Raw genomic sequence first — 2982 nt, 5'->3', positions numbered from 1 at the left:
ACCAGTGGCGAAGGCGACTCTCTGGTCTGTAACTGACGCTGAGGAGCGAAAGCGTGGGGAGCGAACAGGATTAGATACCCTGGTAGTCCACGCCGTAAACGATGAGTGCTAAGTGTTAGGGGGTTTCCGCCCCTTAGTGCTGCAGCTAACGCATTAAGCACTCCGCCTGGGGAGTACGGTCGCAAGACTGAAACTCAAAGGAATTGACGGGGGCCCGCACAAGCGGTGGAGCATGTGGTTTAATTCGAAGCAACGCGAAGAACCTTACCAGGTCTTGACATCCTCTGACAATCCTAGAGATAGGACGTCCCCTTCGGGGGCAGAGTGACAGGTGGTGCATGGTTGTCGTCAGCTCGTGTCGTGAGATGTTGGGTTAAGTCCCGCAACGAGCGCAACCCTTGATCTTAGTTGCCAGCATTCAGTTGGGCACTCTAAGGTGACTGCCGGTGACAAACCGGAGGAAGGTGGGGATGACGTCAAATCATCATGCCCCTTATGACCTGGGCTACACACGTGCTACAATGGACAGAACAAAGGGCAGCGAAACCGCGAGGTTAAGCCAATCCCACAAATCTGTTCTCAGTTCGGATCGCAGTCTGCAACTCGACTGCGTGAAGCTGGAATCGCTAGTAATCGCGGATCAGCATGCCGCGGTGAATACGTTCCCGGGCCTTGTACACACCGCCCGTCACACCACGAGAGTTTGTAACACCCGAAGTCGGTGAGGTAACCTTTTAGGAGCCAGCCGCCGAAGGTGGGACAGATGATTGGGGTGAAGTCGTAACAAGGTAGCCGTATCGGAAGGTGCGGCTGGATCACCTCCTTTCTAAGGATATTATACGGAATATAAGACCTTGGGTCTTATAAACAGAACGTTCCCTGTCTTGTTTAGTTTTGAAGGATCATTCCTTCGAAACGTGTTCTTTGAAAACTAGATAACAGTAGACATCACATTCAAGTAATACAAGATATCACATAGTGATTCTTTTTAACGGTTAAGTTAGAAAGGGCGCACGGTGGATGCCTTGGCACTAGGAGCCGATGAAGGACGGGACGAACACCGATATGCTTCGGGGAGCTGTAAGCAAGCTTTGATCCGGAGATTTCCGAATGGGGAAACCCACCACTCGTAATGGAGTGGTATCCATATCTGAATTCATAGGATATGAGAAGGCAGACCCGGGGAACTGAAACATCTAAGTACCCGGAGGAAGAGAAAGCAAATGCGATTCCCTGAGTAGCGGCGAGCGAAACGGGATTAGCCCAAACCAAGAGGCTTGCCTCTTGGGGTTGTAGGACACTCTGTACGGAGTTACAAAGGAACGAGGTAGATGAAGAGGTCTGGAAAGGCCCGCCATAGGAGGTAACAGCCCTGTAGTCAAAACTTCGTTCTCTCCTGAGTGGATCCTGAGTACGGCGGAACACGTGAAATTCCGTCGGAATCCGGGAGGACCATCTCCCAAGGCTAAATACTCCCTAGTGACCGATAGTGAACCAGTACCGTGAGGGAAAGGTGAAAAGCACCCCGGAAGGGGAGTGAAAGAGATCCTGAAACCGTGTGCCTACAAGTAGTCAGAGCCCGTTAACGGGTGATGGCGTGCCTTTTGTAGAATGAACCGGCGAGTTACGATCCCGTGCAAGGTTAAGCAGAAGATGCGGAGCCGCAGCGAAAGCGAGTCTGAATAGGGCGCATGAGTACGTGGTCGTAGACCCGAAACCAGGTGATCTACCCATGTCCAGGGTGAAGTTCAGGTAACACTGAATGGAGGCCCGAACCCACGCACGTTGAAAAGTGCGGGGATGAGGTGTGGGTAGGGGTGAAATGCCAATCGAACCTGGAGATAGCTGGTTCTCTCCGAAATAGCTTTAGGGCTAGCCTCAAGGTAAGAGTCTTGGAGGTAGAGCACTGATTGGACTAGGGGCCCCTACCGGGTTACCGAATTCAGTCAAACTCCGAATGCCAATGACTTATCCTTGGGAGTCAGACTGCGAGTGATAAGATCCGTAGTCGAAAGGGAAACAGCCCAGACCGCCAGCTAAGGTCCCAAAGTATACGTTAAGTGGAAAAGGATGTGGAGTTGCTTAGACAACCAGGATGTTGGCTTAGAAGCAGCCACCATTTAAAGAGTGCGTAATAGCTCACTGGTCGAGTGACTCTGCGCCGAAAATGTACCGGGGCTAAACGTATCACCGAAGCTGCGGACTGTTCTTCGAACAGTGGTAGGAGAGCGTTCTAAGGGCTGTGAAGCCAGACCGGAAGGACTGGTGGAGCGCTTAGAAGTGAGAATGCCGGTATGAGTAGCGAAAGAGGGGTGAGAATCCCCTCCACCGAATGCCTAAGGTTTCCTGAGGAAGGCTCGTCCGCTCAGGGTTAGTCGGGACCTAAGCCGAGGCCGAAAGGCGTAGGCGATGGACAACAGGTTGATATTCCTGTACCACCTCCTCACCATTTGAGCAATGGGGGGACGCAGGAGGATAGGGTAAGCGCGGTATTGGATATCCGCGTCCAAGCAGTTAGGCTGGGAAATAGGCAAATCCGTTTCCCATAAGGCTGAGCTGTGATGGCGAGCGAAATATAGTAGCGAAGTTCCTGATTCCACACTGCCAAGAAAAGCCTCTAGCGAGGTGAGAGGTGCCCGTACCGCAAACCGACACAGGTAGGCGAGGAGAGAATCCTAAGGTGATCGAGAGAACTCTCGTTAAGGAACTCGGCAAAATGACCCCGTAACTTCGGGAGAAGGGGTGCTCTGTTAGGGTGCAAGCCCGAGAGAGCCGCAGTGAATAGGCCCAGGCGACTGTTTAGCAAAAACACAGGTCTCTGCGAAGCCGTAAGGCGAAGTATAGGGGCTGACGCCTGCCCGGTGCTGGAAGGTTAAGAGGAGCGCTTAGCGTAAGCGAAGGTGCGAATTGAAGCCCCAGTAAACGGCGGCCGTAACTATAACGGTCCTAAGGTAGCGAAATTCCTTGTCGGGTAAGTTCCGA

The 2982-nt window shown here is 52.5% G+C and carries 2 rRNA genes; both read left to right on the top strand.

Features of this window, described 5'->3' with window-relative positions:
- A 16S ribosomal RNA gene (locus tag E8M83_RS24070) occupies window positions 1-826 on the top strand; the annotation flags it as partial.
- A 167-nt stretch (window positions 827-993) separates the two neighbouring features.
- Window positions 994-2982, top strand: a 23S ribosomal RNA gene (locus E8M83_RS24065); the annotation flags it as partial.

This window comes from Massilia sp. HP4 (assembly GCF_005222695.1).
Classification (GTDB): domain Bacteria; phylum Pseudomonadota; class Gammaproteobacteria; order Burkholderiales; family Burkholderiaceae_D; genus Telluria.
This window is presented reverse-complemented; position numbering and strand designations above follow the sequence as displayed.